Below are 24,835 nucleotides of genomic sequence, written 5' to 3'. Positions count from 1 at the left end.
AGGATGCGGCGCATGTACGCGCTGGAGCGGTTCCGGTCCCTCGTCCGGTCTCTGTCCTGGGTCGAGATCGAGTTCGCCCGTCCCGCCGTCCGGCCCGGGCACGTCGAGGCCCTCGCGGCGTTCTACTGGACGTTGGACGACTGGTCGCGGCGGATCGCCCTGGTGCAGCTGGTCCAGGACCAGGACCACCCGGCGCTCCGGACGGTGATGCTCGACGTGCTGCGCGCCCCGCTCACCGAGGACACCGAGAACGTGGAGCTGACCAAGGCGGCCGCACTGCGCCTGATCGACCCCCGCTACGACACCTTCATGGCGTTCTACGAGGACCGGGCGGCCCTGGCCGCGGCGGTGCACGAGGTGCTCGCGGCGCACGGGTCGGGTGTGGAGTAGCGACGCCGGGGCCCGTGGCCGCAACTCCGTCGGCGCCGCGAGCCGTTGACGGCGCGCCGGGCGGGGCGCCCGTCCGGCGTCAGGACCGCTCGTCGTGGCCGTCGGGCTGCGGCGAGCGGGACTCGTGCCGGCGGCGCCGCAGGTGCCAGACGGTCAGGGCCACCACCACCAGGACGGCGAGGGCGATGGCGAGGGCACGGCCGACCAGTCCCTCGACGCGGGTGTACGCGGCTCCGGCGAAGTAGCCGAGGAGGGTGAAGCCGACGCCCCAGGCCAGGCCGCCGAGGGCGTTGAAGAGCAGGAAGCGGCGGTAGGGCATGTGGGAGATGCCGGCCAGGGCGGGCATCATCGCGCGGAAGAAGGCGACGAACCGGCCGAAGAAGACGGCGGCCGGCCCGCGTCGGCGGATCAGGTCCTGGGCCCTGGCGATGCGCTCGCCGTGGCGCCGCATGGGGCGGGTGCCGAGGATCGCCGGGCCCGCCCGGTGGCCGACCTCGTAGCCGACGGAGTCGCCGAGGATCGCCGCACCCACCACCACGAGGATCATCAGGCCGAGGGAGACCTTGCCCTGGTGGGCGAGGACGCCGCCGAGGACGGCGGCCGTCTCGCCGGGGATGACGAAGCCGAAGAAGAGCGCGTCCTCGGCGAAGACCAGGGCGGCGACGACCGCGTACACGACCGGACCGGACAGGCCGGAGAGCCAGTCGGTGATCGAGTGCATCAGCCACCTCGTTCGGGATCGGCGCCCCTTTCCTCCCCTAATGTAGCGGTTGCTACTTTGGGGGATATGACGACGCATCCCCGCCGACGATGCGCGTTGCCGCTCGTGTCCCTCCCGGCGGAGCCGCCCCGGCAGCGGGTCGCGGCGCAGCGGGAGCCGTCCGAGGGGCCGGTCGGAGACAGGGCTCCGGCGGTGGGGGTCCACGGGCCTTTCGCCACGGCCCGGGCGGACGACCGCATCGGGCAGGGCCTCTCCGCTCTCCGTCGGGGCTGACACGGAAGGTGCGGTCGTGGCCGAAGCGCGGACCGGGGAACGAGCCGTACGGCGGCAGATGCGACCGCTGTACGCGGCCGGGTTCACCACCGCCTTCGGCGCGCACGGCATCGCCGCCAACCTGGGCGGCTTCACGGCCGAACGGCACGCGTCCTGGCTGGTCCTCGGTGGACTGCTCGCGCTCTACGACGGGGCCGAGGTCCTGCTCAAGCCGGTGTTCGGCACATTGGCCGACCGGGTCGGGCCGCGGCCGGTGCTCCTCGGCGGCCTGATCGCCTTCGCCGCCGCCTCGGCGTGCTTCGCGCTGTCCGCGGACGCGGAACTCCTGTGGCTCGCGCGGCTCGGGCAGGGCGCCGCCGCCTCCGCGTTCTCCCCGGCCGCGTCGATGCTGGTGGCCCGGCTCAACCCGCGGGCCGGGCACGGACGTGCGTACGGCGGTTACGGCTTCTGGAAGAGCATCGGCTACACCGCGGGCCCGCTGCTCGGCGGCGCGTTGGTGCGGCTGGGCGGACTGCCGTTGCTATTCGCGGTGACCGCCGCCCTCGCCGGGGCGGTCACCGTCCGGGCCGCCGTGACGGTGCCGGTGGTGGCGCCGCTGCCGCGCGCCCGCCAGACCGTCCTGGACCTCGCCCGTCACCTCGCCGAAGGCTCCTTCGTGCGGCCGACGCTGGCACTGGCCTGCGCAACGGCCGCGCTGTCGGCCGGGGTCGGCTTCCTGCCGGTGATCGGACACCGGGCCGGCCTCGGACCGGTCGCGACCGGTGCCGCGGTGTCCCTGCTGGCGCTCTGCGCCGCGATCGCCCAACCGCGCGCGGGCCGGGCGTTGGACACGGGACGGATCGGCCTGACGACCGGCATCGCCACGGGCCTCCTGCTCACCGCCGCCGGCCTGGCGGCAGCGCTGGTTCCCGGCCTCGTCGGTCTGCTGACCGCGGCCGTGGCCGTCGGCGCCGGCACGGGTCTCGTCACCCCGCTCGCCTTCGCCTCGCTCGCCGCCGCGGCGCCCGCCGAGCGGCTCGGTCAGACCATGGGCGCCGCCGAACTGGGCCGCGAACTCGGCGACGCCGGGGGCCCGCTGGTCCTCGCATCGGCCGCCTCGGCGACCACGCTCGGCGCCGGCTTCGCGGTGCTGGCCGCGCTGGTCGCACTCGCCGCACCGGTGGCCGCCCGGCGCCCTGCGCAGGCACCGCCCGAGGATCCGTCGGCCGTGTAGGGGATCGTCCGCGGCGGCGGGAAGCGCCCGGGCCTTCGCGCCCGGATCGCGCCCCTGGAACTCCTGGCCCGCCGTGGGCTGCTGGCGGCGGACTCCGACACCGACAGCGCCGAGGGCCTCGCCGTGCGCGTCCGCGCCTTCGTCGGGCACCGGCAGCCGCGTCCGTCCGGCCACGCACTCCCCCGTCCGTCGGCTCGGAGCCTGCGTCCCGGCCGTGGCACCGCCCCGCGCGACGGCCGCGGCCACGCGAACGGCCGAACGTCCTGCGGCCGGCGGGCCCGACGGACTCCGCACCACCGGGGCCGGTGTACGTGGTCCTCGGATCCCCTGCCGTCGCCGACGGCGCAGCGCGGCCGGTCGGAGGTCCGCCACGTCCGGTCGGCCGAGGAACCGCGCCGGCAGCCTGGCTGCGACGGCGCCCGGTAGTTGGCGCCCGACGGACCGCGCCGCGACAGCAGGGCGTCCCGCGGGATGCCGCGGACCGCGCCGAAGTCGCCGATGCGGCCCCGTCACCAGCACGGATGCCCCCGGGAGCCGCACGGCGGACCTCATCGGCGGCCCGGAACCCGCCCGCGCTTCGCCGAGGACGGCACCGCGAGGACCGCGCCGTTCATCGCCTGCGACCGGCCCGCACCCGACCCGGCAACTGCCGCCGCCGGCCCGGCCGGACCGGCTCCCGGGGTCGGCGGCAACCGGTACGGAACCCGCCTATCGCCGGTGCCCGTCCGGTCCGTTGACGCAGGTGGCATCGCCGCGGGGTCGCCGATCGGCGTCCCCGACCCCGAAATCCGCGGCACGAGGTGCCCGAATGGGGCCCGTTGGGCGGGCGGAGCGCCTGGATGGCCTCTATGTTGAGGATGAAACAGGACAAACCATCCCCGATGTGGTTGTGGAGATGTCGTCATGAACAAGGGACAACTCGTCGAGGCGGTAGCCGGGCAGCTCGGCAGCCGCACCGCCGCCGAGGACGCCGTGGACGCGGTCCTCGACGCCATGGTCCGTGCCGTGGTGGCCGGGGAGCGGGTGCAGGTCACCGGCTTCGGCACGCTGGAGAAGGTCGAGCGCGCCGGCCGCTACGCCCGCAACCCGCAGACCGGCGAGCGCGTGCGGGTCAAGAAGACCAACGTGCCGCGCTTCCGCCCCGGCCAGGGCTTCAAGGACCTGGTCTCCGGCGCGAAGAAGCTGCCGAAGTCCGGCCCCGCCACGGCCAAGGCCCCCAAGGGCTCGCTCACCGCGGGCAAGTCCGCCGCCGCCGCGCCCGCCCGCAAGCGGACGGCGGCGAAGCGCACCGCCGCCGCTGCCACCACCGCCGCCACCGCGCCGGCCGCCGTGAAGCGGACCACCACCGGGAAGACCACGGCCAAGAAGGCCGCTCCGACCAAGGCCACCGCGGCCAGGGCCACGGCAACGAAGTCCACCGCGACGAAGGCCGCCACCGCGGTCAAGAAGACCGCGGCACCCGCCGAGAAGACCACCACGCGGAAGACCACCGCGGCGGCGAAGAAGTCGACCGCGCCCGCCAAGAAGGCCGCCACCGCGAAGAAGACCGCGCCGCGCACCGCCAAGAAGGCGGCACCGGCCAAGCGGGCCACCCGCCGCACGACGGCCTGAAACGGCCCGATCAGGACGGGCCGGCCCCGGTACTCGGTACCGGGGCCGGCCCGTTCCCCTGCGCGGCCACGAACGCCCTGGCAGCACCGGGGCGCAGGAACGGTCAGTGGGCGAGCCGCAGGTTCCAGACCTTCAGGTCGGCGTCCAGCTCTCCGTAGCTGCCCTGGTCGTAGTGGGTCCCGGTGACGGCCACCAGGCCGATCGGCGAACTCTCGTTCACCACGCAGACCCGGTCGCCCTCGGCGACGTCGACCTCCTGGCGCGCCCGCGTCTGCAGCAGGTCCCGGCAGCCCTCCGCCGTGGGCTCGCCCGGCCCCTCCCAGGGAGCGACCTGACCCTTGATCTTCATGCCGCTGCTGCCGCTGCGCTGGGCGCTCGGGAAGTTGACGGCGCCGGCGCCCTTCCGGGGCGGCAGGGCGGACAGGTCGATGCCCTCCATGCCGAAGAGGATCTTCCCCGACCAGCGCACCGCGGCGCCCGCGCCGGCCCCCGCGGGCGCCGGGGAGACGGCGGTCGCAGCATCGCCCGTGCCCGCCGACGCACCCTGCCCGGCGACCGTGACGGTGACCTGCGGTGCCGGTCCGGGCGCCGCGGAGGGCCCCGAACCGCCGCCCGTGAACGCCGCGATCGCGCTGGCCACGCCCGCTGCGGCGCTGACCACCGCGGCGACCACGCCCCAGGTCTTCGCGTTCGAGCGGTGCGGCGCCGGGTGACCGGCCGTCGGCGATCCGGCCGTCGGCGGGCCGGACGGCGGGGTCTGGTGCGGCGGGGTCCAGTGCGGTGGCGGGTCCTGCGACGGATACTGCATCAAGTCCCCCGATCGGTCCTGGGATCGCCGTGCCTGAGCGGCGGCGATCTGCCGGAACGATAGCCGAAGCGCGCACCGGTCCGCTGGCCCTGCGAGCCCGGCACCCTGCCCTGCCCCACCTACCCGGCGGGGCGGCGGTTGAACGGACAACGGCCCGCGGTGAGGCCGCACTCGGGCGGGGGCCGAGCACCTCAACCGTGCCTGTCCGGCGGCGCGCTCGCAGCGCGGCGGATCCCTACGAACACAAGGCCCTGCCGCGGCGCGGAGGGCGGATGCGGGAGCCGGTGGGACTCGAACCCACGGGCGGGATCGGAGCAGGACCGCTCCTCCTCCACCGATCGATACCCGGGGTGCCTCCGGTGCACCGATGGCAATGGGCCACTCTGTCACGGGCCGCATCCTGCGGGATCGCGCGGTCCCGCTGCCACGATCGTACGGACCCCGCCGCCGGTCGCACGACCGGTTTGCCGGCAGGGCGCGGCCGATCCGCCGGACGAGGTGGTCATGGGCTGCGCTCAGTCCGTGCCGGAGCCGGTGTTCCAGACGAGGCGGAGCTGCTCACCGGCGTCGGCGGCCTGGCGAAGACCCGCCCGGTAGGCCGGTTCCCAGGCCGCCCGGTCGTTCAGGTCGGAGCCGAAGGCGCGCAGTGATCCGGCATCGGGCCCGACGGTCACCACGGTGTGTGCGGCGGCGGCCGCCAGCTCCTGCTGGAGGAGCTCGCGGGGGAACAGGTGCGCCTGCGGGTCGATCACGACCAGCGTGCGGGCTCCGGCCGCGAGTCCGGCGTTGGTCGCCGACCGCAGGGACCCGTCCATGTAGCGGCGGCCGTTGACGGTGATCGGCGGGTAGATGCCGGGGAAGGCCGTGCTCGCCGCCACGGCGGAGGCCAGCGGTGCGCCGCTCGTGCGGTCGAAGACCTCCTGCTCGCCGGTCCCGGTGTCCACCGCGGTGATCAGCAACCGCCGGTGGGGCCATCGGTCGGCGCCGACCATGGCGCGCATCCGTTCGACGTGTGCCTGCTCGGGGCCGGTCTCGGCCTCGAGCGCGATCCGGCCGACCCGGCGCCGCGCGCCGGCCGGGTCCGAGGCGGCAGCGCCGAGCACGGCGAAGGCCTCGCCGAGTCGGCGTCCGTCCACCCGGGGAGGAGTGCTGCCCGCGTCGTCGGGGCGTACGGGGGTGGCGAGCCGGCCGGGGTCCTCACCGGTGGCCAGCAGCGCGGCGGTGATCGCGCCGGCCGAGGTGCCCACGATCAGATCGGCCGCGCCGAGGTCCACTCCGCTGCGGCGCAGCCCGCAGGCGAACCCGGCCGTCCAGGCCGTGCCGACGGGCCCTCCGGCACCCAGGACGAGTGCCCGGTCCGGTGCGTGCATGACTGTCTCCCCTCATGAGTGAAACAGTCGTACCATATACTGACGTTGACTCAGGTTCTCGCTGCTGGAAGGACGATCCACCGTGGGGCGACCTCCGGATCCCGGCCGACGGGAGGCCACGCTGGCGCGGGCGACCGACTACGTGCTGGCGCACGGCCTCGCCGGACTGAGCCTGCGGCCGCTGGCCGCCGCACTGGGGACCAGCCCCCGGATGCTGCTCTACGACTTCGGCAGCAAGCAGGAGTTGGTGTCCGCCGTGCTGGCCGAGGCCCGCCGCCGCGGTGCGGCCCGCCTGGCCGAGGGCCTGCCGGCGGAGGCGGCCTCGCCGGAGGAGCACCTGCGCGGCATCTGGGCCTGGATCAGCGCACCGGAGCGCGCCCCGTACGTCCGCCTGATCTTCGAGGTGCACGCCGACGGCCTCGCCCACCCCGAGCACCACCCCGACCGGGCCGAGGCGATCACGGGATGGTTCGACACCCTCGGTGCCGCCCTTTGCGGCGTCACCACCGGCCCTGGCGACACCGTCACTCCCACTCTGGTCATGGCGGTCGTCCGCGGCCTCCTGTTCGATCTCACGACCACCGGGGACCGCCACCGCACGGACCTCGCCCTGGACCGCTTCTGCACACTCCTCCGGCCGTGAACGACGACCGGGGACGACGAGCCCAGGCGACGACCGGGGACTTCGAGCCCGCGGCGGTCAGCAGCGGGACCACTCGGTACCCGGGAGGTGGTCCCAGGTGGCCTCCGCCCAACGACCGACCATGAACAGGGGGCGGGAGCGGACGACGTCGCCCGCCCGCCGGGCCCGCAGCACGCGACCGAGGTTCCAGGAACCCGGGTCTCCCGCGTGGGTGTGGAGCAGCCCCGGCCGGTGCGCTTCCAGGCCGGTCAGCCACCGTTCGAGTTCACCTCGGCACGGGTGCGCGGGTCGGCGAGGACCGCGGCGACGTACCGGGCCGCGGGCGGCAGGCTGTCCGCACGAGGGGCTTCGCCGTCGTCGGCCATGGCAGCAGTACGGCCGCCCCGGGTCGTCAGGCCGGCCATACCGGCACCGTCTCCGCGTGGACGCAGCAGGCCGTGTCCTCGCTCTCGACGATCCGCAGGCAGGTCTCGCACATCCGGTCCGGCTCCCCGGGGTCGTGTTCGATCGCGCTGACGGTGTTGTCCCGGACGAGGAGCTGCCACGCGTCCCCCGGTTCCTCGCCGACCGCTTCGACCGTGCCGTTGAGGACGTGGTCGAAGGTGAAGTGCTCGAACCCGGGGTGGCCCTGGGCGGCCGCGCCGGGCTTGAGGAAGTGGTCGACGAGGTAGCTCATCCATTCGGTGGCGAAGTAGAACTTCTCCGCCCCGTTCCACTCGATTCCGCTTCCGTCCTCGACGGGTTCCCAGTGGCACCACAGGCCGGGCTGTCCTTCCGGTGGCCGGTCGGCGTCGCGGACGTCGTCGTTCCCCGCCTGTCCGGAGCGGTCGAACGGCCTGTGCGGCGGGCCGTCGACGTAGTAGGGGCCGGCGTCCCGGTCCATCCGCCGGCTTCCGGCGAACCTCCGCAGGTAGCTCCGCTCGGCTGCGTTGAGCGGCGGCACGACCTCGATCCGGCCGGTGAACTCGGTGTGGTACCCCACGGTCTGCGGCTCCTCGGTGGTGGGGGCGGCGCACGGCCGGGTTGCGGGGCCGGACGCCGTCGGTCCGGGTCACTGTAGGGGCCGGTGCCGACACCGTCCCGAGGTGGTGGCGGGAGCCCTTGCGAGTACGGCCGGCGTCGGTGGATCAGTCGTCGCCGTCGGGGTAACTCCCCATCTCGACGTCGTCGCAGAACGTCTCCCAGAACCCGCTGTGCGCGAGAGCGGTCCGGTCGATGCGGGGCAGGAGGGCGCGGAGCTCGTCCGCCACCTCCGCGAAACCACCCTCGTCGTCCGCCGCGTAGAACGGGAAGCGGGCGATCACGGCCTCGACGCACCGGGTGAACGAGTCCAGGTCGCCGTTCACGTGACCGGCCTCCGCCGAGTCGGCACGGGGCACGTACACCATGCGCCCGGTGGCCACGTCGACGGCGATGTACCCGAACAGGCCGCGGGTGGCGACGGCGACCGCTCCCTGCTCGCCGACCGCGCCGAGGAACCGCGGCTCCCCCAGCGGCCGGTACTCGTAGCCGATCAGACCGGCCGGGATGCCGGGCTCCCGGAGGCGGTCGGCGATCCGGGCGGGCACCCCGGGCGGGGCCTCGACGCGGATCAGGGCGTACGCGGGCTCCGGCAGGGGCGGCAGGGGGTGGTGGCTCACGGGAGGGATCCTCCCGCACCGGACCCTCCCGGGTGACACCTTTCCGGTCGAGAGGGCGCGACCACTTGCCGGGCGGCCCGGTGCCGACGCCGTTCGACCGCGGTCCGGCAGCCCGTTCGACCAGGGCCCGGAGGCCGTCGGGGATGCGATCGGCGGCCGTCGCGCCGGGCCGCTACCGGGGCTGCTCCGCCGTGACCAGGTAGTAGTCGAGGATTCCCCGCTCGTAGGCCCGCAGGAAGTTCCGCGGCCAGGTCTCCGGGGCCCACCACCGGCTCAGCCACCGGTCCCAGCCCGGCCAGACGTGCCGTCCGATCGATTCGACGTGCACACCGGCGAGACCGGCCCCGGTGAGTGCGTCCGCGAGCTGCTGCACCGGGCGGGCGATGTCCAGGCCGTTGGCGAAGGTGTCCAGCAGGGCCGCGAGTTCCCCGGGCCGGCCGGGGGCGCCGTCGACGGTGAAGAAGCTGGCGAAGGCCGCCCGGCCACCCGGCCGCAGTACCCTCGACGTCTCCTCGGCGAAGGCCCGGAGGTCCGGGAAGTGCTGGGCGGCCTCCACGCTGATCACGGCGTCGAACCCGTCACCCTCCACCGGCATGCGCTCGGCCGCGCCCTGGACGAACCGCAGCCGGTCCGGCTCCCGGCGCAGCAGGTCGGCGTGGGCGTCGCGGGCCCGCTGCAGCTGCTCGGGGTGGATGTCCATGCCGGTGACGGTGGCACGCCCGCACTCGCTCAGCGTCAGGGCGCAGCCCATGCCGAGCCCGCAGCCGACTTCGAGGATCTCCGGTTCGTCCGGCAGTGCGGCGGCCCGCAGGACCTGGCGGTAGAGGTCCTGCTGGCTGCGGATCCGGTCGGCCTCGTCGAGCGGCCGGTCGAGGTCGATCGCCTGCCAGTGGCCGAAGTTGATGAACCCTCCGGCGAACACGGGGTTGTTGCCGAGGTCCGCCGGGCCGTACGTGTCGCGCACCGCGGGATTCATGGCGGGCTCCGCCTGTCGGGTACCGTCTGCCACCGTGCCACCCCTGCCTGGAGAGTGATCGTCGTCGTGCGTGCGGTTCCTTCGCGGTCGTCCGCAGCCAGTGTGCCGCACTCCCTCACAACGCGGCACGGGGTCGTCGGTGACGGCCCCGGCCCGAGGTTCACCGTCAAGGACGCCCTGGCCGTCACGGTCGCGGTGACGCACCCGGAGAAGGCCGACTTCTTGGCGGATCGTGAGTGGCCCCGCCCGTGGCGTGTCCTGCCGGGCCGTTCCCTGGCGTGGATCAGGGCGTATGCGCAAGAGCGCCGGTAGCCCCGCCCGGTAGGCTCACGATCATGAAGCTGAGGGGGGTTCTCGGTGGGGCGACGGCTTGCGCACTCGTGCTCGCCGGACTGGGGGTGCGGGGCGGCGCAGCGGCGGGGCTGCTGCCGGAGGCCAGTTGGGGCGCCTGGCGGTCGCAGGAGCTGGAGCACTGGTCCGTCCGCGTCCGGGTGAACGACTGGGCGGACGCGGCCGAGGCCGACCTGCACTACGGGAAGGCCGAGGACCTCACGCTCAGGGCGTACGGCGCGAGCGACACCCGTACCGCCGAGGGGGAGGCCGTGCGGTTCACGCTCCGTCCGGACGGCACGGTCACGGTCGCACGCGCGGCCGTGGACGGCGGCGGTGCGGGCGCCGGGAGTTCGTGAACGGTGGCGTCGTGCGGGTACTGCCCGCCGTTCATTCCCCCGGTGCGGCGGACTCCTGCGGAATTCACCCGGCCGCACGGTGTCCGCGGGAGGATCGGGTCACCGTTGACAGCCGGCGGTGCGGATCGATGTAATTCCCGGGAGCGGATCATCGGGTTTTTCGGGCCGGTCCCGGGGGAGGCAGGGGAATATGGGCGAGAATGCGGAGCCCGACACTGTCGGGAATTCCAGGATGGCTGCGCTCTTCGAGCGCGACCGGACGTGCCGGTCGCTGGGAATCTCCCTCGACGCGGTGTCGGCGGGGCACGCCAGCATGGGCATGAAGGTGACGGCCGACATGGTGAACGGCCACGGCATCGCGCACGGCGGCTTCATCTTCCTGCTCGCCGACGCCGCGTTCTCGTACGCGTGCAACAGCTACGGCCCGGTCACCGTGGCGCAGGCCGCCCAGGTCACCTTCCTCGCTCCGGCGGCGGTCGGCGACGAGTTGGTGGCGGAGGCGGCCGAGCGCTCGCGCTCGGGGCGGCAGGGAATCTACGACGTGACCGTCCGGCAATCCACCGGGAAGGTCGTCGCGGAATTCCGCGGGCAGAGCGTCACGCTCTCCGGAAAGCCGCTCGACGGCTGAGGAGTTCCGGAGGGCGCGACGCCCCGCCCGGCGGGTCGGGCCTCAGTCTTCGGGGCGCTCGTCGACGACCTGGCGCAGCTTGCCCGTGCGTGGGTTGGTGACGAGTTCGGAGCGCGGCACCCACTCGATCGTCAGGGGGTGGATCGCGCCGGCCGCGACCTCCTCGGGGTAGGTGGGGCGGGCGGCGTACACGGCGGCGATCAACCGCTCGGTGAGGTCGGCGGGCGGCTGCCCGGTGCAGCCGAGGCGCAGGACGATGCCGTCCCGGCCGTCCCGGCGGCGCTGCACCATCTGCATGCCGGCGATGTGCCGTTCGGGGTCGGCGGCGACGAGGACGGCACGGACGTCCTCGCTCGGCATGGAGACGATGCCGACCCGGCCGCCCTCCTCGGAGCGGCCGAGCAGGCGGAAGCGGCGGCAGTCCGCGTCGAGCCATTCGGCGCGGTCGCCGGCCGGGTAGCGCAGGATCGGCATCAGGGTGCGGAAGAGGTTGGTGACGACGACGCGTCCGGGCACACCGGGGGTGGTGATCGGCTCACCGGTCGTGCTGTCGACGATCTCCACCAGCGTGCGGTTCGAGAAGGCCTCGTGCACCCGGACGTCGTCGCCGGGGACGGGCGAGGCGACCAGGCCGGCGTCCACCGAGGCGTAGCCGACCGAGGAGATCGCCGCCTTGGGGAAGGCCCGGGCGAGCAGCGGCCGCAGGTCGGTGAAGAGCAGGTCGCCGCCGAACAGCAGCAGTTCGACCGATTCGGCGCTCTCCCCGCGCTGGACGAGGTGTTCGGCGACGGCGCTGAGCTTCATCGGCTCGCCGGCGAGGACGTGCACGCCGAAGCCGTTGACCAGGTCGGCGATGTAGTCGTTGGGCGCGGAGCCGCCGACCGGCAGGCGGACGTTGTCGACCGGCGCGTGGTGCAGGGCGCCCTCGATGAAGAGGAAACCGCTGTAGAGCTCGCCGGCGCGGAACAGGTTGGCGACCCGGTGGCCCGGCTTGAGACCGGCCTGGACCATGCCCGCGCCGAAGGCGGTGAGCGCCTCGGCGTGCTCGGTGCGGGTCCACGGCGAGAGCTTGGGGGCGCCGGTGGTGCCGCCGGACTTGTAGACGCCGGCGTCGGTGAGCGGGCCGGTGAGCAGGCGGTTGTCACGGGTCGCGGTCCAGAAGGCGTCCTGGTCGACGAGGGGCAGCTGGGTGATGTGCGAGACGGTCCGCGGGACGTCGCGGTAGGCCTCGGCGTAGAACGGCGAGTGGGTGCGGGCGAGGTCGACGAGTTCCTGCAGGGACTTGGCGGGCACGGGTCCTCCGGACGGGGGTCGGGGCGGCTGGAGCGTGTCTCGAAGCGCACGGGTGCTGTGCAGGGGCGCGGGGAACTGCGCGATTCGGATGTGGACCACCGTGCGGACCAGGGGTGAGCCGGATTCGTCAGGAGCACCCGCTCCCGGATTGCGCAGTTCCCCGCGCCCCTTGTGGCAGAACGGTCGCTAGGGCAGGTCGGGGCGGCCGATCCAGGTGCGGGCGAGGGTCTGCACGTGGGTGCCGTCGCGGTCGGTGAGTTTCTGGTCGAGGTAGTCGGCGGCCCACCGGCCGGCCGGGATCCGGAACGGCGGGTCGTCGGCGCCGAGGGTGTCGACCACGACGTCGGCGACGTCCTGGGGCTGCTGGCCGGCGCCTTCCCAGCCCTTGGTGCGGACCCAGTCGACGTAGTCGGCGAAGGTGTCGGCGTACGGGCCGGAGGCGGCCTGGACGGTGGTGCGGTTGACGTCCGGGAAGATGCCGAAGTTGGTGCCGCGGACGAATCCGGGCACCACCAGGGACACCCGGACGCCGTGCGCGGCGGCGACCGGGGCGAGGCTCTCCATGAAGCCCTCGACGGCGAACTTGGCGGCGCAGTAGGCCTCGTTGAAGGGCTGGCCGACGACACCGTGCACGCTGCCGATGGTGATCAGGCTGCCGCGGGCGGCCCGCAGCAGCGGCATCGCGGCCCGGCTGACCGCGATCACCCCGAAGAAGTTGACCTCCAGGTTGGTCCGCAGCGCGGCCATGGTGGACATCTCCAGGGTGGGGTCGAAGTTGGAGATGCCGGCGTTGTTGACGACGGCGTCCAGCCCTCCGTGCTCCTCGGCGACGGCGTCGAGGCAGGCGGTGACGGAGTCGGCGTCGGTGACGTCGAGTCGGCGGACGTCGACCTCCACGCCGGCCCGCCCTGCGGCCTCGCGCAGGGCCCCGGCGCGGTCGGGGTCGCGCATCGTGGCCACCACGGCGTACCCGGCCCGCGCGGCGGCGACGGCGGTGGCCAGGCCGATGCCGGAGGAGGTTCCGGTGATGAGGACGGTCCTGCGCGTGGTGGTCATGAGGTGCGCTCCGCGAGGGCCGCGTCGGCCGCCCCGTCCTCGGCCGCCGCGCGGGCCTTCTCGCGTTCGGCGGCGTCCAGCAGGGGCTGGATGCGGATCGCGGGCAGGAAGGAGAACGCGGCGAGCAGGGTGCCGCCGGCCATGACGACGCGGGCGGCGTCGAGGATGCCGAGGGAGTCGGTCAGCAGGCTGACGGCCCAGCCGCCGACGAGGGCGGCGAGCGGGATCACGCCCCAGGTGACGGTGCGGTAGGCGGCGTGCATGACGCCCTGGTTCTGGGCGGACATCCGGGACTGCCGGGCGGGTGCGCTGCACACGTTGATGCAGGACATGAAGAAGCCGTAGCAGCCCATGGTCACGGCGATCACCGGGCCGGTCGGCAGGGCGGGGGCGGCGAGCACGCCGAGGCCGACCAGGCAGTGCAGCAGCAGGCCGTAGGCCATCGTCCGGCCGGTGCCGAACCGCTCGCTGAGCTTGGGGGCGACCACGGCGCCGAGCAGTGCGCCGACCGCGGCGACCGACATGGCCGCGCCGAACACCGCGACGGAGACGCCGAGTCCGCGGTAGGCGAGGACGGGCAGCACGGTGACGAAGATCGGACCGCCGCAGTTCAGCGTGATGGCGGCGACGACGACCCGGCGCAGCACCGGGTCGGACCAGTTGAGCCGGAAGCCGAGGGTGAGGCGCTCCCGGACGGAGCCGGTGACGGGGGTGCGGTCGCCCCAGGAGGGCATCGAGCGCAGGCAGAGCGCCGAGACGAGGTAGCTGGCGGCGTCGACGAGGAGGGCGGCGACGCCGAGGGCGCTGTAGAGGGCGGCGGCGACGGACGGGCCGGAGACCTCGGAGACGGAGCGGCTGCCCTCCAGTCGGGAGTAGGCCCGGACGAGGTCGTCCTTCGGCACCACGGCAGGGACGGCGATCAGGTAGCCGACGGTGAAGAAGATGGTCGCACCGCTGATCGCCGCGACGCAGCCGAAGATCAGCGGGGTGGAGAGCCGGCCGAGCCAGTAGGCGAGCGGGATGACGCCGACGGCGACCAGCCGGACGAGGTCGCAGGCGAGCATCGTCCACCGCTTGTCCCAGCGGTCGACGAGCACGCCGGCGATCGGTCCGAGCAGCGGGATGCCGAGGTACTGGGCCATCGCGACGATGCCGACCTGGAGGGCGGAGGCGTGCAGTACGAAGATCATCAGGGTGGGGACGACGAAGACGGTGACCCGGTCGCCGACGGTGCTGATGGTCTGACCGGCCCAGAACAGGTTGAAGCTCCGGCCGAGGGAGGCGGGCAGGCGCGGTTTCACGAGTCCTCCCGGACGACGAGGTCGGACGTCTTGCCGGTGCGGCCGTTGCTGATCAGTGCGTCGACGGTGCGCACCCGGAAGCACTGCGGGTCGTGCTGGAAGGCGGTGCTGAGGGTGAAGGTCGCCGAGAGGATCTCCTTGCGCAGCCGCTCGGTGTCGACCTCGGCGTCGGGGGCGGTGAGCAGCAGCACCTCGACGGAGGAGGCACGGCCGCCCTGCTCGGTGACCAGGACCTGGGCCTGTGTCACGCCGGGCTCGCGTTCGGCCCGGGCGACGACCTGCTCCACGTGCAGGCCGAGGCCGCGGACCTGGACGACGCTGTCACGGCGGCCGAGCACCTGCATCGCGGGGCCGGGCCGGCCGCAGGGGCAGGCGACCAGGCGGCCGGCGTCGCCGGTGCGGTAGCGCAGCACGGGGTTGAGCATCTCGGGGTTGAGGGTGGTGAAGTCGAGCAGGTCGTCGGGGCCGACGTGCACCAGTTGCTCGGGCAGGGTGTGGAAGGTGTCGGCGGGGCACTCGGGGCCGTTGGTGCCGACCACCCAGGTCTCGGTGCTGCCGAACATGCCGTGTCGGCGGGCCCGCGGGGCGACGGCGGCCATGTCCTCGGCGAGCTGCGGCTGCCAGGCCTCGCCGAGCCAGAGCACCTTGCGCAGGTCGGGCAGGGTGATGCCGGCGGCGCGCGCGCGGGCGAACCAGAGCCGCAGCACGCTCGGGGTGCCGCCGATGGCGGTGACCCGGCGGGCGGCGAAGAACGACAGCCAGTCGGGGTACTCGTCGGCGGCGACCGAGCCGACCGCGATGATCTGACAGCCGGAGAGGTCGGCGAGCGCGGCGGCGAGGAAGTGGGCGCCCCACATCCGGCCGGCGCCCCAGGCGTTGACGAAGACGTCGTCGGGGTCGAGCGGCTGCCAGTGGGCGTGCACGCCGGCCATGTAGAAGCCGGTGGGTGCGTAGCCGATCTTGGGGGCGCCGGTGCTGCCGCCGCTCTGGAAGAGCCAGGTGGCGCCGTGTTCGGCCTTGGGTTCGAGGTGGGCGAGGGCGGTGTTGAGGTCGTCCTTGGCGAGCGGCGGCAGCGCGGCCAGGTCGTCGAGGTGGTGCGGCTCGGCGTGCCCGGTGTAGCGGGCGGCCAGTGCGGGGACGGTCCGCAGCCGTCCGAGGGTGCGCCGGGCGACGTGCAGCCGCGGTTCGGCGGCCTCGGGGGTGAGGGAGAACACGGGTGTCAGCTCGCTTCCGGCTCGGCGGTGGTGGGGGCCTCGCCGCGGTCGGCGAGCCACTTCGCGTGGGCATCGCGGTAGGCGGCGAAGCGGGCCCGGGTGACGTCCCGCTGGACGGAGCGGTTCGGGTCGTCGAAGTCGGGGGCGATCACGCCGTCCGGTTCCAACTCGGAGAACCAGTACCGTTCGCCGTCGTGCAGGAAGTCGACGCAGAAGAACGGGATCGGCAGCCGCTCGGCGAACCAGGCGGTGGCGGCGGCGAGTTCGTCCGGGATGTCGGCGAACTGCATGGTGCCGCCGCGGCTGGCGTTGGCGACCGGCGAGCCGTCCTCGGGGATGCGCTTGAGCAGGGCGTACGGCTTGCCGTCGACGACGTAGACCCGGTGGTCGACGGTGCCGTCGCCGAGGTAGGGCTGGACGACGAGCGTGGTGTCGCCGCCCTGGGCGAGGCTGGCGAGGCCGCGGACGTCCTCGGCGCTGCGCGCCAGGTTGATCCCGCCGCCGCCGCACCATCCGGCCGGTTTCACGATGGCCGGGTAGGTCATGCCGCCGAGCGCGACCTCGTACAGGTGCTTGCCGACGTCGCGGCCGGAGCCGATCCGCACGGACGGGATCGGCGGGACGGGCGAGTCGGCGAGGTGGAGCAGGGTGGCCAGCTTGTCGTTGCCGATGAGCGACGTCTGCGGCGGGAACGGCAGGTAGAAGCCGGCCTGTTCCAGCACGGCGTACAGCGCGTACTGGTTGAAGACGTCCATCGACTGGTAGGGCAGCGAGTAGAGCGCGGTGACGAAGAGGGTGTCCTGCGGGGTGACCTCCTGGTCGTCGACGTAGACCCGGGGCCGGCGGAGGTCGGTGCCGTCGACGGTGACGGCGTCGGGCGAGTGCCGCGTCCAGCTCATCCCCATCGCCTCGGCGACCTCGGCGTACATGTCCCAGAAGTAGTGCTTCCACATGGCGCCGGTGCGGGTCGACTCGCGGTCGGGGAAGATCCAGCACATCCGGCGCAGCGGGCCGCCGGGTCCGGTGTCGGTGTCGGGTCCGGTGTCCGGCAGGTGCGGGGCGGGTGGGGTCATCGTCGTCCTCACGGGGTGCGGCAGGCGGGCGGGTGCGTCAGCGGGCTCGGTCGCCGGGCGGTGCGGACTGCTCGGACCACCAGCGGCGGCCGGCCTCCGGCAGGGTGTCGACCGGGTCGTAGTAGGGGTGGCGCCGCTCCAGCGGGTCCTCGGTCGCGGAGCCGTCGGGGGCGCCGTCGGGGGTGCGGAGTTCCAGCGCGGTGCGGTAGTTCTTCGTCCAGTAGGAGATGCCGCGTTCGCGGTCGTAGGCGACCGCCTGGTGCACCCACCGCTTGCCGACGTGCGGGACGTCGCAGACCAGCCGCGGGGTGGCGTAGCCCGGCAGGTAGCCCATGATCGCCTCCTGGAGGTGCTGGGCCCGGTGGAGCGGGGTCCGCCAGTGTTCGGCGCCGGGGATCAGGTCGCAGAGGTAGAAGTAGTAGGGCAGGACGTTCGCCTCGCCCTGGAGGGCGAAGCAGAGGTCGAGCAGGTCCTCCGGGGTGTCGTTGACGCCGCGCATCAGCACGCCCTGGTTGCGGACGTCGCGGACCCCGACGTCCAGCAGCGCCCTGGCGGCCTCGGCGACCAGCGGGGTCACCGACTGCACGTGGTTGGCGTGGGTGTGCACGGCGAGGTTCACCGAGCGGCGGGCGGCGAGTGCCGCGACCCGGCCGAGTCCGACGAGGACGTGCGGTTGCAGCCAGTGCTGCGGCAGGCCGACGACGGCCTTGCTGGCGAGGCGGATGTCGCGCACCGAGCCGAGGTCGAGCAGCCGGACGAGGAAGGACTCCAGCTGCGGCCAGGGCACGTTGGCCAGGTCGCCGCCGGAGACGACCACGTCGCGCACGGCCGGGGTGCGTTTGAGGTAGTCGAGCATCTGCTCCTGCCGGTCGACGGGCCGCAGCACCAGCCGGGTCTTGGCGACCTGGGGGGTGGAGGTGCCGACCAGGTCCATCCGGGTGCAGTGGCCGCAGTACTGCGGGCAGGTGGCGACCAGTTCGGCCAGCACCTTGGTCGGGTAGCGGTGGGTGAGGCCCTCCGCGACCCACATGTCGGCCTCGTGCAGCGAGTCGCGTTCGGCCTTCGGGTGGCTGGGCCACCGCGGGTGCCGGTCGGCGCGCACGGGCAGCATGTAGCGCCGCACGGGGTCGGTGAGGAACGCCTCGGTGAACGCCTGCGGCTCGGTCGGGCCGTGCGGTGCCACCGTGTTGAGCATCTGCGGCGGCAGCAGCATCGGCATCGTGGCGGACTCGGCCTGGTCGGCGGCGAGTTCCTCGTAGAACCGGTCGGTGAGCAGCGGGCCGGCGACGGCGCGCAGCTGTCGGAGGTTCTTGACGCAGTGGGCGCGCTGCCACTGGGCGTCGCGCCACTGGGCCTCGGTGACGTCGCGCCAGCCCGGCAGCCGGCGCCAGTCCGGCTCGGTCAGGGCGGTCCGTACGTACTGGTACGGCTGCCGGACGGTGTGGTGGTCCATCAGGGGCTACTGGCCGGTGAAGTGGGTGGCGAAGCGGGTGCGGAGTTCGCGCTTGAGCACCTTGCCGGTGGGCCCGAGCGGGAAGTCCTCCGGGGTCCGGGCGATGCTGACGGCGGCGAGTCCGGCGAGTCCGGCCTCGGCGAGCGCCTTGTTGGCGGCCCGCTGGACGTCCTCGGCGGCGGCCTCGGCGGCGCCGGCCTGCAACCGGACGACGGCAATGGGCCGTTGGCCCTCCCCCCCGGCGCCGGGGACGCCGATCACCGAGCAGTCCTGCACCAGGTCGTCGCAGTCGGCGAGCAGCACCTCCTCGATCGGCAGGCTGTAGACCGGGCCGTGGGCGGTGTCGATGACGTCGACGGTGCGGTCGAGGTGGTAGAAGGCGCCGTCGGCGTCGCGGCGGGCGACGTCGCCGGTGAGCCAGTAGCCGGACAGTTCGAAGGTGGCGGTCAGCCGGGGGTTGTTCCAGTAGCCGGGCGTGCGGGACGGGGTGACGACGCCGAGCATGCCGACGGTGCCGTCGGGGACCTCCTCGCCGTTCTCGTCGAGCACGGCGGCCCGGGTCACCACCTCCAGCGGCTTGCCGACGCAGCGGTCGTTGCGGACGGTCTCGGGCGTGGTGACCTGGCCGAACAGGGCCATGCCCATCTCGGAGGAGCCCAGGCCGTCGATGAACTGCGAGCCGGACAGGGCGGGCTGCTCGGCCTGCTCCTGCGGCAGCAGCCACGGCTTGATCAGGCCGGAGGGGCGCTCGCCGAGCTGGACCAGCCTGCGGATGTGCCCGTGGTGGGCGCTGTCGCCGGTGTTGAACCAGGAGTGCACCTTCGCCGCGCCCGCCACGGGCAGCTCCCCGGTGGCCAGTTCGACGAAGGTGCGCGGGAAGGAGGCGACCATGGTCGGCCGGAAGGCCTCCATGACGGGCTCCACGACGGCGCGCCGCCAGTCGGACATGACGACCGTGGGCAGGCCGAGCAGGGTGGCGGTGAGGAAGTAGCTGAGCCCTCCGGCGTGGGTGTGCGGCATCAGCGACATCAGCCGGTCGTACGGCTCCGCGGGGAAGCGCACCATCCGCGGCTGCTTGCCGTCCCAGAACTGGCGGTGCGCCAGCATGGTCGACTTCGGCGTGCCGGTGGTGCCGGAGGAGTGGATCAGCGCGACGACGTCCTCGGCGGCGTGCCGGTACGGGTACTGCTCCGGCAGCTGCACGGCGGAGGCGTCGAAGGCCTGGATCTCGGCGGCCATCGCGATGAACCGCGGGCGGCGCTGCGGGTCCTCGCGGTAGGCGGCGGCGAGCCGGGTCGGGTCGTCCGCGACGACGCCGACCACGCCGACGTGGTCGAGGTAGCGCACCATCACGTCGTGCCGCATGGCGTCGTTGATCAGGGCGGGGACGGCGCCGAGCGCGGTGAGCGCGAGGAAGTGCAGCAGCGGCTCCAGGCCCTCGCCGACGACGATGCCGACCGGCTCGCCCGGGCGCACGCCGTTCGCGACGTACCAGGCGGCGTACCGGTCGCGGAGCGCGGCGACGTCGAGCAGGCTGTGGCCGCGCAGCACGACGGCGCCGCGGTGGTCGGTGCGGTGGGTGTACAGGTACGGCACCGACCGGTTGGGGTTGGCGGCGATCGCGTGGTCGAGGAAGTTGCCGGCGCCGAGCTCGGGCTCGGTCATCAGCTGCTGCCGGGCGGCGAGGGGGGCGATGGACGTCTGCTCGCTCATGTCGCTCTCCTGAAGTGGGCGGGACGGTCTGACGGCACGTCAGATCTGCTGGTGCGTGGCACCGGTGGGGGTGCGGTTGGGCGGATCGGTGCAGGTGGGGGGCTTGTGGTGGCGCCGGTCTGCACGGGGTGCGGCGGTGTCCGCCGCGGGTTGCCGGCCTCAGCGGGCGGTGATCTCCGCGACGACCCGGTGGCCGGAGCGGACGGCGCCCTCCATCAGGCCGAAGAACTCGGTGCTGGTCTCGGTGCCGGCCCAGTGGACGCGGCCGTGCGGAGCGGTGAGGGCGGGCCCGTTGCGGAGCCAGTCCCCCGGCCCGAACAGGGCCGCGTAACAGCCGCGGCTGTACGGCTCGTTCACCCAGTCCGTGACGTGGAAGCCGATCGGCTCCGGGAGCATCGGGAACAGCCGGGCGGCCTGTGCGAGGGCCGCCGCCCGCCGGCGGTCCGGGTCGAGGGCTGCGAACCGGTGCGCCTCGCTGCCGGTGACGAAGCCGGTCAGCACGCCGACCCCGCCCTCGGCCGGCGAGTCGTCGACGGTCGACAGCAGCGGGCCTTCGGCGTTCACCGACCAGCCGGAGAGCCCGTGCTCCCGCCAGAGCGGCGCCGGGTAGACCAGGCTGACCTTGACCGCGCAGCCTCGGGCCGTCCGCTCTCCGGCGCGGCCGACCTGCGGGGCCGGGCTGAACTCCACGGTGTCCGCGAGCAGCGGCGGCACGGCCATCACCACGACGTCGGCGCGGTACGGGCCTCCGGTGGCGTGCACGGTGACCCCGTCCTCGTCCTGGTGGACGGCGGTGACCCGCTCGCCGAGCCGCACCCGCCCGCCCAGCCGTGCGGCCAGCCGCTCGCAGACCAGGTGGGCGCCCCCGGCGATCCGGTCCTGCTGGGCACCGCCCTCGAAGGCGTTGAGGTAGCGCAGACCGCCGCCGGAGCACAGGTAGAACGCCATGTGCAGGACGGAGACGTCGGCCGGGTCGGCGGCCATCATCTCGCCCAGGAAGAGCGGGAAGAAGAGCCGGGCGTCCGGGTGCGTCAGGTGCCGGTCCGCCCACGCGGCGGCGGTCGTGGTGTCGAGCCGCACGGCGTCCGGGGTCAGCCAGGGCGCGTCCGGCCGCACGGCGGCGGTGAGTTCGTCCAGCAGCTCGAACAGGTCGCCGAGCGCGACGGCGTTCAGCGGCGGGAACCGGCCGTCCCGGGTGGCGTCCTCGGCCCCGAGCGCGAAGCGGCTGGCGCCGAGCATCGTCGTGGGCGTGGTCTTGAGGCCCAGGTCGGCCGTCAGGGCGAGGAGTTCGGTGTGGCGCTCACCGAGGTAGGCGGCGCCGGCGTCGACCCAGCTGCCCGGAGCGACCTGGAGGCCGTGCATCCGCCCGCCGACCCGGTCGCGGGCCTCCAGCACGGTGACCTCGACGCCGTGCGCCGACAGGCCGGCCGCGGCGGTGAGTCCGGCGAGCCCGGCGCCGACCACGACGGCGCTGCTCGTGCGCGGGGCCCTGCTCGCTCTCGGGGCCCTGCTCGTTCTCGGGGCGCCGGACGGGGCCGGAGGGCCGCCGGCGGGGTGCTCGGTGCCGCTCACCGGGCGGCCTCGATCGCCCGGGCCAGGCCCTCGGGGGTGCGGGCGAGCAGGAAGTCCTCGAAGGTGAGCTCCACCCCGTGGTCGCGGGCGACGGCGCTCAGCACCCGGGTGGCGATCAGCGAGTCGCCGCCGAGCTCGAAGAAGTCGGAGTCCGCGGTGACGTCGGAGGTCTCCAGCACCCGCCGGAAGATCGCCGCCACCGCCTCGGCCCGGTCACCGGCCGCGGCCGGGGCCCCGGGGTCGGCGGCTGCGCCGGCGGCATCGGCGATGGCATCGGCGGTGGCGGGGTGGGTGGCGTCGGTGGTGTCAACGCTCATGGAGGTCTCCTTTGACCTGTCGTGCGCCCCGTGCCGGGTTACGGGCACGGCGGTGCTGTGCGTCGGTGCCGCGTTCCGGGGTGTCGGACGGCGGCGGGCGGTGCGGAGAGGTACGGCGGTGCGGTGAAGTGCGGCGGTGCCGGGTGCGGGTGACGCGGGCAGCGTGCTGCCGGTGCGGTGGCTCGCCGGTGGTGCGGGCGGGCGGCGGGTGGACCCGAGGTGCGCGGGGTCAGGTGCTGGCGGCGAGTGCCGTGCCGGGTGCGGCGACTGCCGCGGGCGCGGAGTGCCGCCGGTGCGAGGCGGCCCGGTCCACCTTGCCGCTCGCGGTGTGGACGAGGGCGGGGACGACCGTGATCCGGCCGGGCACCAGGTGGGCGGGCACCCTGGTGCGGAGGTACGACAGGACGTCGGCGTCCAGGGTGCGGCCGGCCGCCCCGGCGCGGGGCACCACGTAGGCGACCAGCACCGAGCGCCCGGCGAGGGTCGCCCCGGCCACCGCGACGGCGGCCACGCCTGGGTGACCGGCGATGTGCGCCTCCACCTCGGCGGGGTCGACGCGGATGCCGCGCACCTTGATCTCCCCGTCCAACCGGCCCTGGTGGGTGAGTACGCCGTCCGGCGCTTCGACGACCCGGTCGCCGGTGCGGAAGTACCGCTCGCCGTCGATGACGGTGAACCGGGCCGCGGTGGCCTCGGGGAGACCGACGTAGCCCAGCGCGACCGCGGGACCGCCGATGAGCAACTCGTCCTGCTGGCCGATGCGTTGCACCACGTGCGGCAGTGCGCGGCCGATCGGTGCCCGCGCCGTGCCGTCCCACGCGGGCAGGCCGGCCGGGGCCTCGGGCCCGTGCAGGTCGACCGCGTGCGTGATCATGGTGGTCTCGGTGCAGCCGTAGGTGTTGACCAGGCGGATCCGGCCGGTGTCGAGACGGCTCCAGTCCGCCAGCCGGGCGGGCGCCGCGGCCTCGCCGCCGATGACGAGGGTCCGCACGCAGCCGGGCAGGGCGAGCCCGTCCTCGGCGAGGTGCAGCACGAGTTCGTGCCAGAAGGCGGTCGGCAGGTCGAGGACGGTGATGCCGTTGCGCTCGACCGTCCGCAGGAAGCGGGGGAAGGATCCGGCGTACGCGTCGTCGTCCAGGACGAGGGCCGCTCCGGTGGTGAGGGCCGGCAGGATCTCCTCGAAACTGGTGTCCCAGTTCAGCGAGGCGAACTGCAGCACGCGGTCCTCGGGGGTGAGACCGAAGAGTCCGCGCAGCGAGTGGACGGTGGCGGACACCGCCCGCCGCGGGGTCGCCACGGGCTTCGGCTGCCCGGTGGAGCCCGAGGTGAAGAGGATGTAGGCCGGTGCGTCGGCCCGGTGTGCGCTCGGGGCGGAGCGCGGGGCCGGCACCACGGGCGCGTCCGCTGCGGACGGACCGCCGTCGGCCGGGGATTGCGGCAGACCGGTTCCCGGGATTCCCCGCGGGGCTGCCGCGGAATCGTCGAGTGGGCCTGACTCCACTAATTCCAGGCCGAGTCGGGCCGCGGAGCCGGGCCCCGGCGCCACCATTGTGCGACAGCCGGCCGCGGTCGTCATCGCCCGTTGCCGCTCGATCGGGAAGGCCGGATCGACCGGGCAGTGGGTGCCGCCCGCCGCCAGAACTCCCAACAGCGCCACGATCGTTCCCGGCGTGTGGGTCGCCTCCACGGCGACCGCGCCCGGCTCCGGCCCCAGGCGCGCTGCCAGGGTGTTCGCCAGCTCCTGCAGCCGGCGGTAGCTCACGGCGCGGCCGCCGTGCACGATCGCCGGACGTTCGGGAAATCGCCCAGCGATTTCCGTGAACGCGTCAAACAGGTCGAAGGCGACCCCATTGACGCCTCGAATCTTTGACATGCCCGCCCCAAATTGAATGCTCGCGAGCGACTCCGCGCTCGGCGAACCGGGACTCTACCTTCGAACATGCGTAGCCACAATGGTTGTTGAGTTGATCTGTGCGAGAGCTTGTGCTTGAAACGTGAACGGGTGTGGCCGCTCGCCGCCCACTCCCGCCCATTTGCCGGATCCGGCCCTCTTGGGCAACGGTTTCCGCTACTGAGAGCAGGAGTTGACGATCCGGCAGCAGAACGGGGCCGGTCCTCGGCGGCCGGCACGGGCGACACCGACAACCCTGCCGAGCGCCACCGGCTCCCGACCTCCGGGCGCGCGCCGGCGGCGGGGTCGGCCGCCGGCGACGGCATCACGGGTGGGCGAGGGCGGATTCGAACCGCCACAGCCGGAGCGGGGGCTTTACAGGCCCTTGGGCTCTCCTTTGCCCAGCTCGCCCTTGGTGGAGAAGGTCGTGAAACGTGCGCGGAGAGTGCGCGGATCGAACGCGCGCGGGTGTGACCCCGACGACGGCTTAGCAAGCCGCTGCCTTACCACTCGGCCAACTCTCCCGGTCATGCACGGCCGGACGAGGATTCGAACCTCGGCCTTCCTGATCCGCGGTCAGGCGTGCTTCCGGCTGCACCGTCCGGCATTGCCGGGCGCACGGAAAGGGCCGCCCGACCGGGGCGCGACCCCGCGGGCGACCCGGCAACGGGGCCGGTCAGCGCGCTACGAGGACGTCCCGCCGATCCGGGGACTCGAGGAGCGTCGATACGACTGGACACGGTCGAGGATGTTCATGTTCGCGCTCCTTCCTGGGCCTGTGCGGCGCGATGTGCCCACTCTGTCGCACCATCGCCGCGACGGACAAACGGTTTTCCTCCCCCACCGGTGCCACCCCTGCCCGTTCGGTCCGAACCGGTCTTCCCGTGAACCGGTCACCGGCCGCCCCGAGGGCATTTCTCCGGGCCCGATCCGGACGGACGGCGGCGCCCGCCGGGGGGGGGGGGCGCCGGGCGGGGCGGGGGGGGGGCC

Annotated in this window: 23 protein-coding genes and 3 tRNA genes; 6 read left to right on the top strand and 20 right to left on the bottom strand. The window is 74.0% G+C overall.

Annotated elements, in window-relative coordinates; translation table 11 throughout:
* Positions 1 to 12 precede the first annotated feature (12 nt).
* A complete protein-coding gene (locus AB0442_RS17980) occupies positions 13 to 390 on the top strand; it encodes a hypothetical protein (RefSeq protein ID WP_366163878.1) in 378 nt (125 codons plus the stop codon).
* A 79-nt stretch (positions 391 to 469) separates the two neighbouring features.
* On the opposite strand, the gene AB0442_RS17975 is transcribed toward AB0442_RS17980, so the two are convergent.
* Positions 470 to 1,111, bottom strand: coding sequence for a DedA family protein (locus tag AB0442_RS17975; RefSeq protein ID WP_366163877.1), 642 nt, complete (start codon positions 1,109 to 1,111; stop codon positions 470 to 472).
* A 331-nt stretch (positions 1,112 to 1,442) separates the two neighbouring features.
* On the opposite strand from AB0442_RS17975, the gene AB0442_RS17970 reads away from it, so the two are divergent.
* Complete coding sequence (locus AB0442_RS17970; RefSeq protein WP_366163963.1) at positions 1,443 to 2,597, top strand: MFS transporter; 1,155 nt, start codon at positions 1,443 to 1,445, stop codon at positions 2,595 to 2,597.
* A 903-nt stretch (positions 2,598 to 3,500) separates the two neighbouring features.
* Entirely contained in the window at positions 3,501 to 4,208 is a 708-nt protein-coding gene (locus tag AB0442_RS17965) for an HU family DNA-binding protein (protein WP_366163876.1), read from the top strand.
* A 103-nt stretch (positions 4,209 to 4,311) separates the two neighbouring features.
* Here the strand turns inward: AB0442_RS17965 and AB0442_RS17960 are convergent, their stop codons facing one another.
* Positions 4,312 to 5,016, bottom strand: coding sequence for a hypothetical protein (locus AB0442_RS17960; protein WP_366163875.1), 705 nt, complete (start codon positions 5,014 to 5,016; stop codon positions 4,312 to 4,314).
* Between the two features lie 515 nt (positions 5,017 to 5,531).
* The gene (locus AB0442_RS17955; RefSeq protein WP_366163874.1) at positions 5,532 to 6,386 is read right to left on the bottom strand and encodes a patatin-like phospholipase family protein; all 855 of its coding nucleotides are present in this window, start codon (positions 6,384 to 6,386) and stop codon (positions 5,532 to 5,534) included.
* An 82-nt stretch (positions 6,387 to 6,468) separates the two neighbouring features.
* Between AB0442_RS17955 and AB0442_RS17950 the strand changes: the two genes are divergently transcribed.
* Positions 6,469 to 7,029, top strand: coding sequence for a TetR family transcriptional regulator (locus tag AB0442_RS17950; protein WP_366163872.1), 561 nt, complete (start codon positions 6,469 to 6,471; stop codon positions 7,027 to 7,029).
* A 248-nt stretch (positions 7,030 to 7,277) separates the two neighbouring features.
* Here the strand turns inward: AB0442_RS17950 and AB0442_RS17945 are convergent, their stop codons facing one another.
* The 4 genes from AB0442_RS17945 to AB0442_RS17930 form a co-directional block, all read right to left on the bottom strand.
* Complete coding sequence (locus AB0442_RS17945; protein WP_366163871.1) at positions 7,278 to 7,433, bottom strand: hypothetical protein; 156 nt, start codon at positions 7,431 to 7,433, stop codon at positions 7,278 to 7,280.
* Entirely contained in the window at positions 7,421 to 8,011 is a 591-nt protein-coding gene (locus tag AB0442_RS17940; protein ID WP_366163870.1) for a hypothetical protein, read from the bottom strand. Before AB0442_RS17940 ends, AB0442_RS17945 begins: the two co-directional genes overlap by 13 nt.
* A 145-nt stretch (positions 8,012 to 8,156) precedes the next feature.
* A complete protein-coding gene (locus AB0442_RS17935) occupies positions 8,157 to 8,669 on the bottom strand; it encodes an SUKH-4 family immunity protein (RefSeq protein WP_366163868.1) in 513 nt (170 codons plus the stop codon).
* A 172-nt stretch (positions 8,670 to 8,841) separates the two neighbouring features.
* Positions 8,842 to 9,645 (bottom strand): methyltransferase domain-containing protein, encoded by an 804-nt coding sequence (locus AB0442_RS17930; protein ID WP_366163867.1) that lies wholly within the window; start codon positions 9,643 to 9,645, stop codon positions 8,842 to 8,844.
* Positions 9,646 to 9,980: 335 nt separating this feature from the next.
* Between AB0442_RS17930 and AB0442_RS17925 the strand changes: the two genes are divergently transcribed.
* Positions 9,981 to 10,334 carry a hypothetical protein gene (locus tag AB0442_RS17925; RefSeq protein WP_366163865.1) on the top strand — a complete coding sequence of 118 codons (354 nt, stop codon included), beginning with the start codon at positions 9,981 to 9,983 and terminating at the stop codon, positions 10,332 to 10,334.
* 190 nt (positions 10,335 to 10,524) lie between these two features.
* The gene (gene paaI / locus AB0442_RS17920) at positions 10,525 to 10,962 is read left to right on the top strand and encodes a hydroxyphenylacetyl-CoA thioesterase PaaI (protein WP_366163863.1); all 438 of its coding nucleotides are present in this window, start codon (positions 10,525 to 10,527) and stop codon (positions 10,960 to 10,962) included.
* 42 nt (positions 10,963 to 11,004) lie between these two features.
* Here paaI and AB0442_RS17915 read toward each other — a convergent pair whose 3' ends face one another.
* The 13 genes from AB0442_RS17915 to AB0442_RS17855 form a co-directional block, all read right to left on the bottom strand.
* Complete coding sequence (locus AB0442_RS17915) at positions 11,005 to 12,255, bottom strand: phenylacetate--CoA ligase family protein (RefSeq protein WP_366163862.1); 1,251 nt, start codon at positions 12,253 to 12,255, stop codon at positions 11,005 to 11,007.
* A 186-nt stretch (positions 12,256 to 12,441) separates the two neighbouring features.
* A complete protein-coding gene (locus tag AB0442_RS17910; protein WP_366163861.1) occupies positions 12,442 to 13,311 on the bottom strand; it encodes an SDR family NAD(P)-dependent oxidoreductase in 870 nt (289 codons plus the stop codon).
* Entirely contained in the window at positions 13,308 to 14,612 is a 1,305-nt protein-coding gene (locus AB0442_RS17905) for an MFS transporter (RefSeq protein WP_366163860.1), read from the bottom strand. The genes AB0442_RS17910 and AB0442_RS17905 overlap by 4 nt, the downstream gene beginning before the upstream one ends.
* A complete protein-coding gene (locus AB0442_RS17900; RefSeq protein ID WP_366163858.1) occupies positions 14,609 to 15,826 on the bottom strand; it encodes an AMP-binding protein in 1,218 nt (405 codons plus the stop codon). The genes AB0442_RS17905 and AB0442_RS17900 overlap by 4 nt, the downstream gene beginning before the upstream one ends.
* 5 nt (positions 15,827 to 15,831) lie before the next feature.
* The gene (locus AB0442_RS17895; RefSeq protein ID WP_366163856.1) at positions 15,832 to 16,899 is read right to left on the bottom strand and encodes a hypothetical protein; all 1,068 of its coding nucleotides are present in this window, start codon (positions 16,897 to 16,899) and stop codon (positions 15,832 to 15,834) included.
* A gap of 37 nt (positions 16,900 to 16,936) precedes the next feature.
* Complete coding sequence (locus AB0442_RS17890) at positions 16,937 to 18,352, bottom strand: lysine 2,3-aminomutase (protein WP_366163854.1); 1,416 nt, start codon at positions 18,350 to 18,352, stop codon at positions 16,937 to 16,939.
* A 6-nt stretch (positions 18,353 to 18,358) separates the two neighbouring features.
* On the bottom strand, positions 18,359 to 20,065 hold the full coding sequence (locus AB0442_RS17885; RefSeq protein ID WP_366163853.1) for a class I adenylate-forming enzyme family protein: 1,707 nt from the start codon (positions 20,063 to 20,065) through the stop codon (positions 18,359 to 18,361).
* A gap of 159 nt (positions 20,066 to 20,224) precedes the next feature.
* Positions 20,225 to 21,637: an FAD-dependent oxidoreductase gene (locus AB0442_RS17880; protein ID WP_366163851.1), complete on the bottom strand. Its 1,413-nt coding sequence runs from the start codon at positions 21,635 to 21,637 to the stop codon at positions 20,225 to 20,227.
* The gene (locus AB0442_RS17875) at positions 21,634 to 21,954 is read right to left on the bottom strand and encodes a phosphopantetheine-binding protein (RefSeq protein ID WP_366163850.1); all 321 of its coding nucleotides are present in this window, start codon (positions 21,952 to 21,954) and stop codon (positions 21,634 to 21,636) included. Before AB0442_RS17875 ends, AB0442_RS17880 begins: the two co-directional genes overlap by 4 nt.
* A gap of 229 nt (positions 21,955 to 22,183) precedes the next feature.
* Complete coding sequence (locus AB0442_RS17870) at positions 22,184 to 23,827, bottom strand: AMP-binding protein (protein WP_366163848.1); 1,644 nt, start codon at positions 23,825 to 23,827, stop codon at positions 22,184 to 22,186.
* A 350-nt stretch (positions 23,828 to 24,177) separates the two neighbouring features.
* Positions 24,178 to 24,257: transfer RNA gene (locus tag AB0442_RS17865), tRNA-Tyr, on the bottom strand.
* Positions 24,258 to 24,284: 27 nt separating this feature from the next.
* Positions 24,285 to 24,369: transfer RNA gene (locus AB0442_RS17860), tRNA-Ser, on the bottom strand.
* A gap of 10 nt (positions 24,370 to 24,379) precedes the next feature.
* A tRNA-Arg gene (locus tag AB0442_RS17855) sits at positions 24,380 to 24,451 on the bottom strand.
* Between the last annotated feature and the right edge of the window lie 384 nt (positions 24,452 to 24,835).

Source organism: Kitasatospora sp. NPDC085895, from assembly GCF_040702125.1.
Lineage (GTDB): Bacteria > Actinomycetota > Actinomycetes > Streptomycetales > Streptomycetaceae > Kitasatospora > Kitasatospora arboriphila.
The sequence above is the reverse complement of the archived record's forward strand: the minus strand, read 5'-3'. Positions and strand labels throughout refer to the sequence as shown.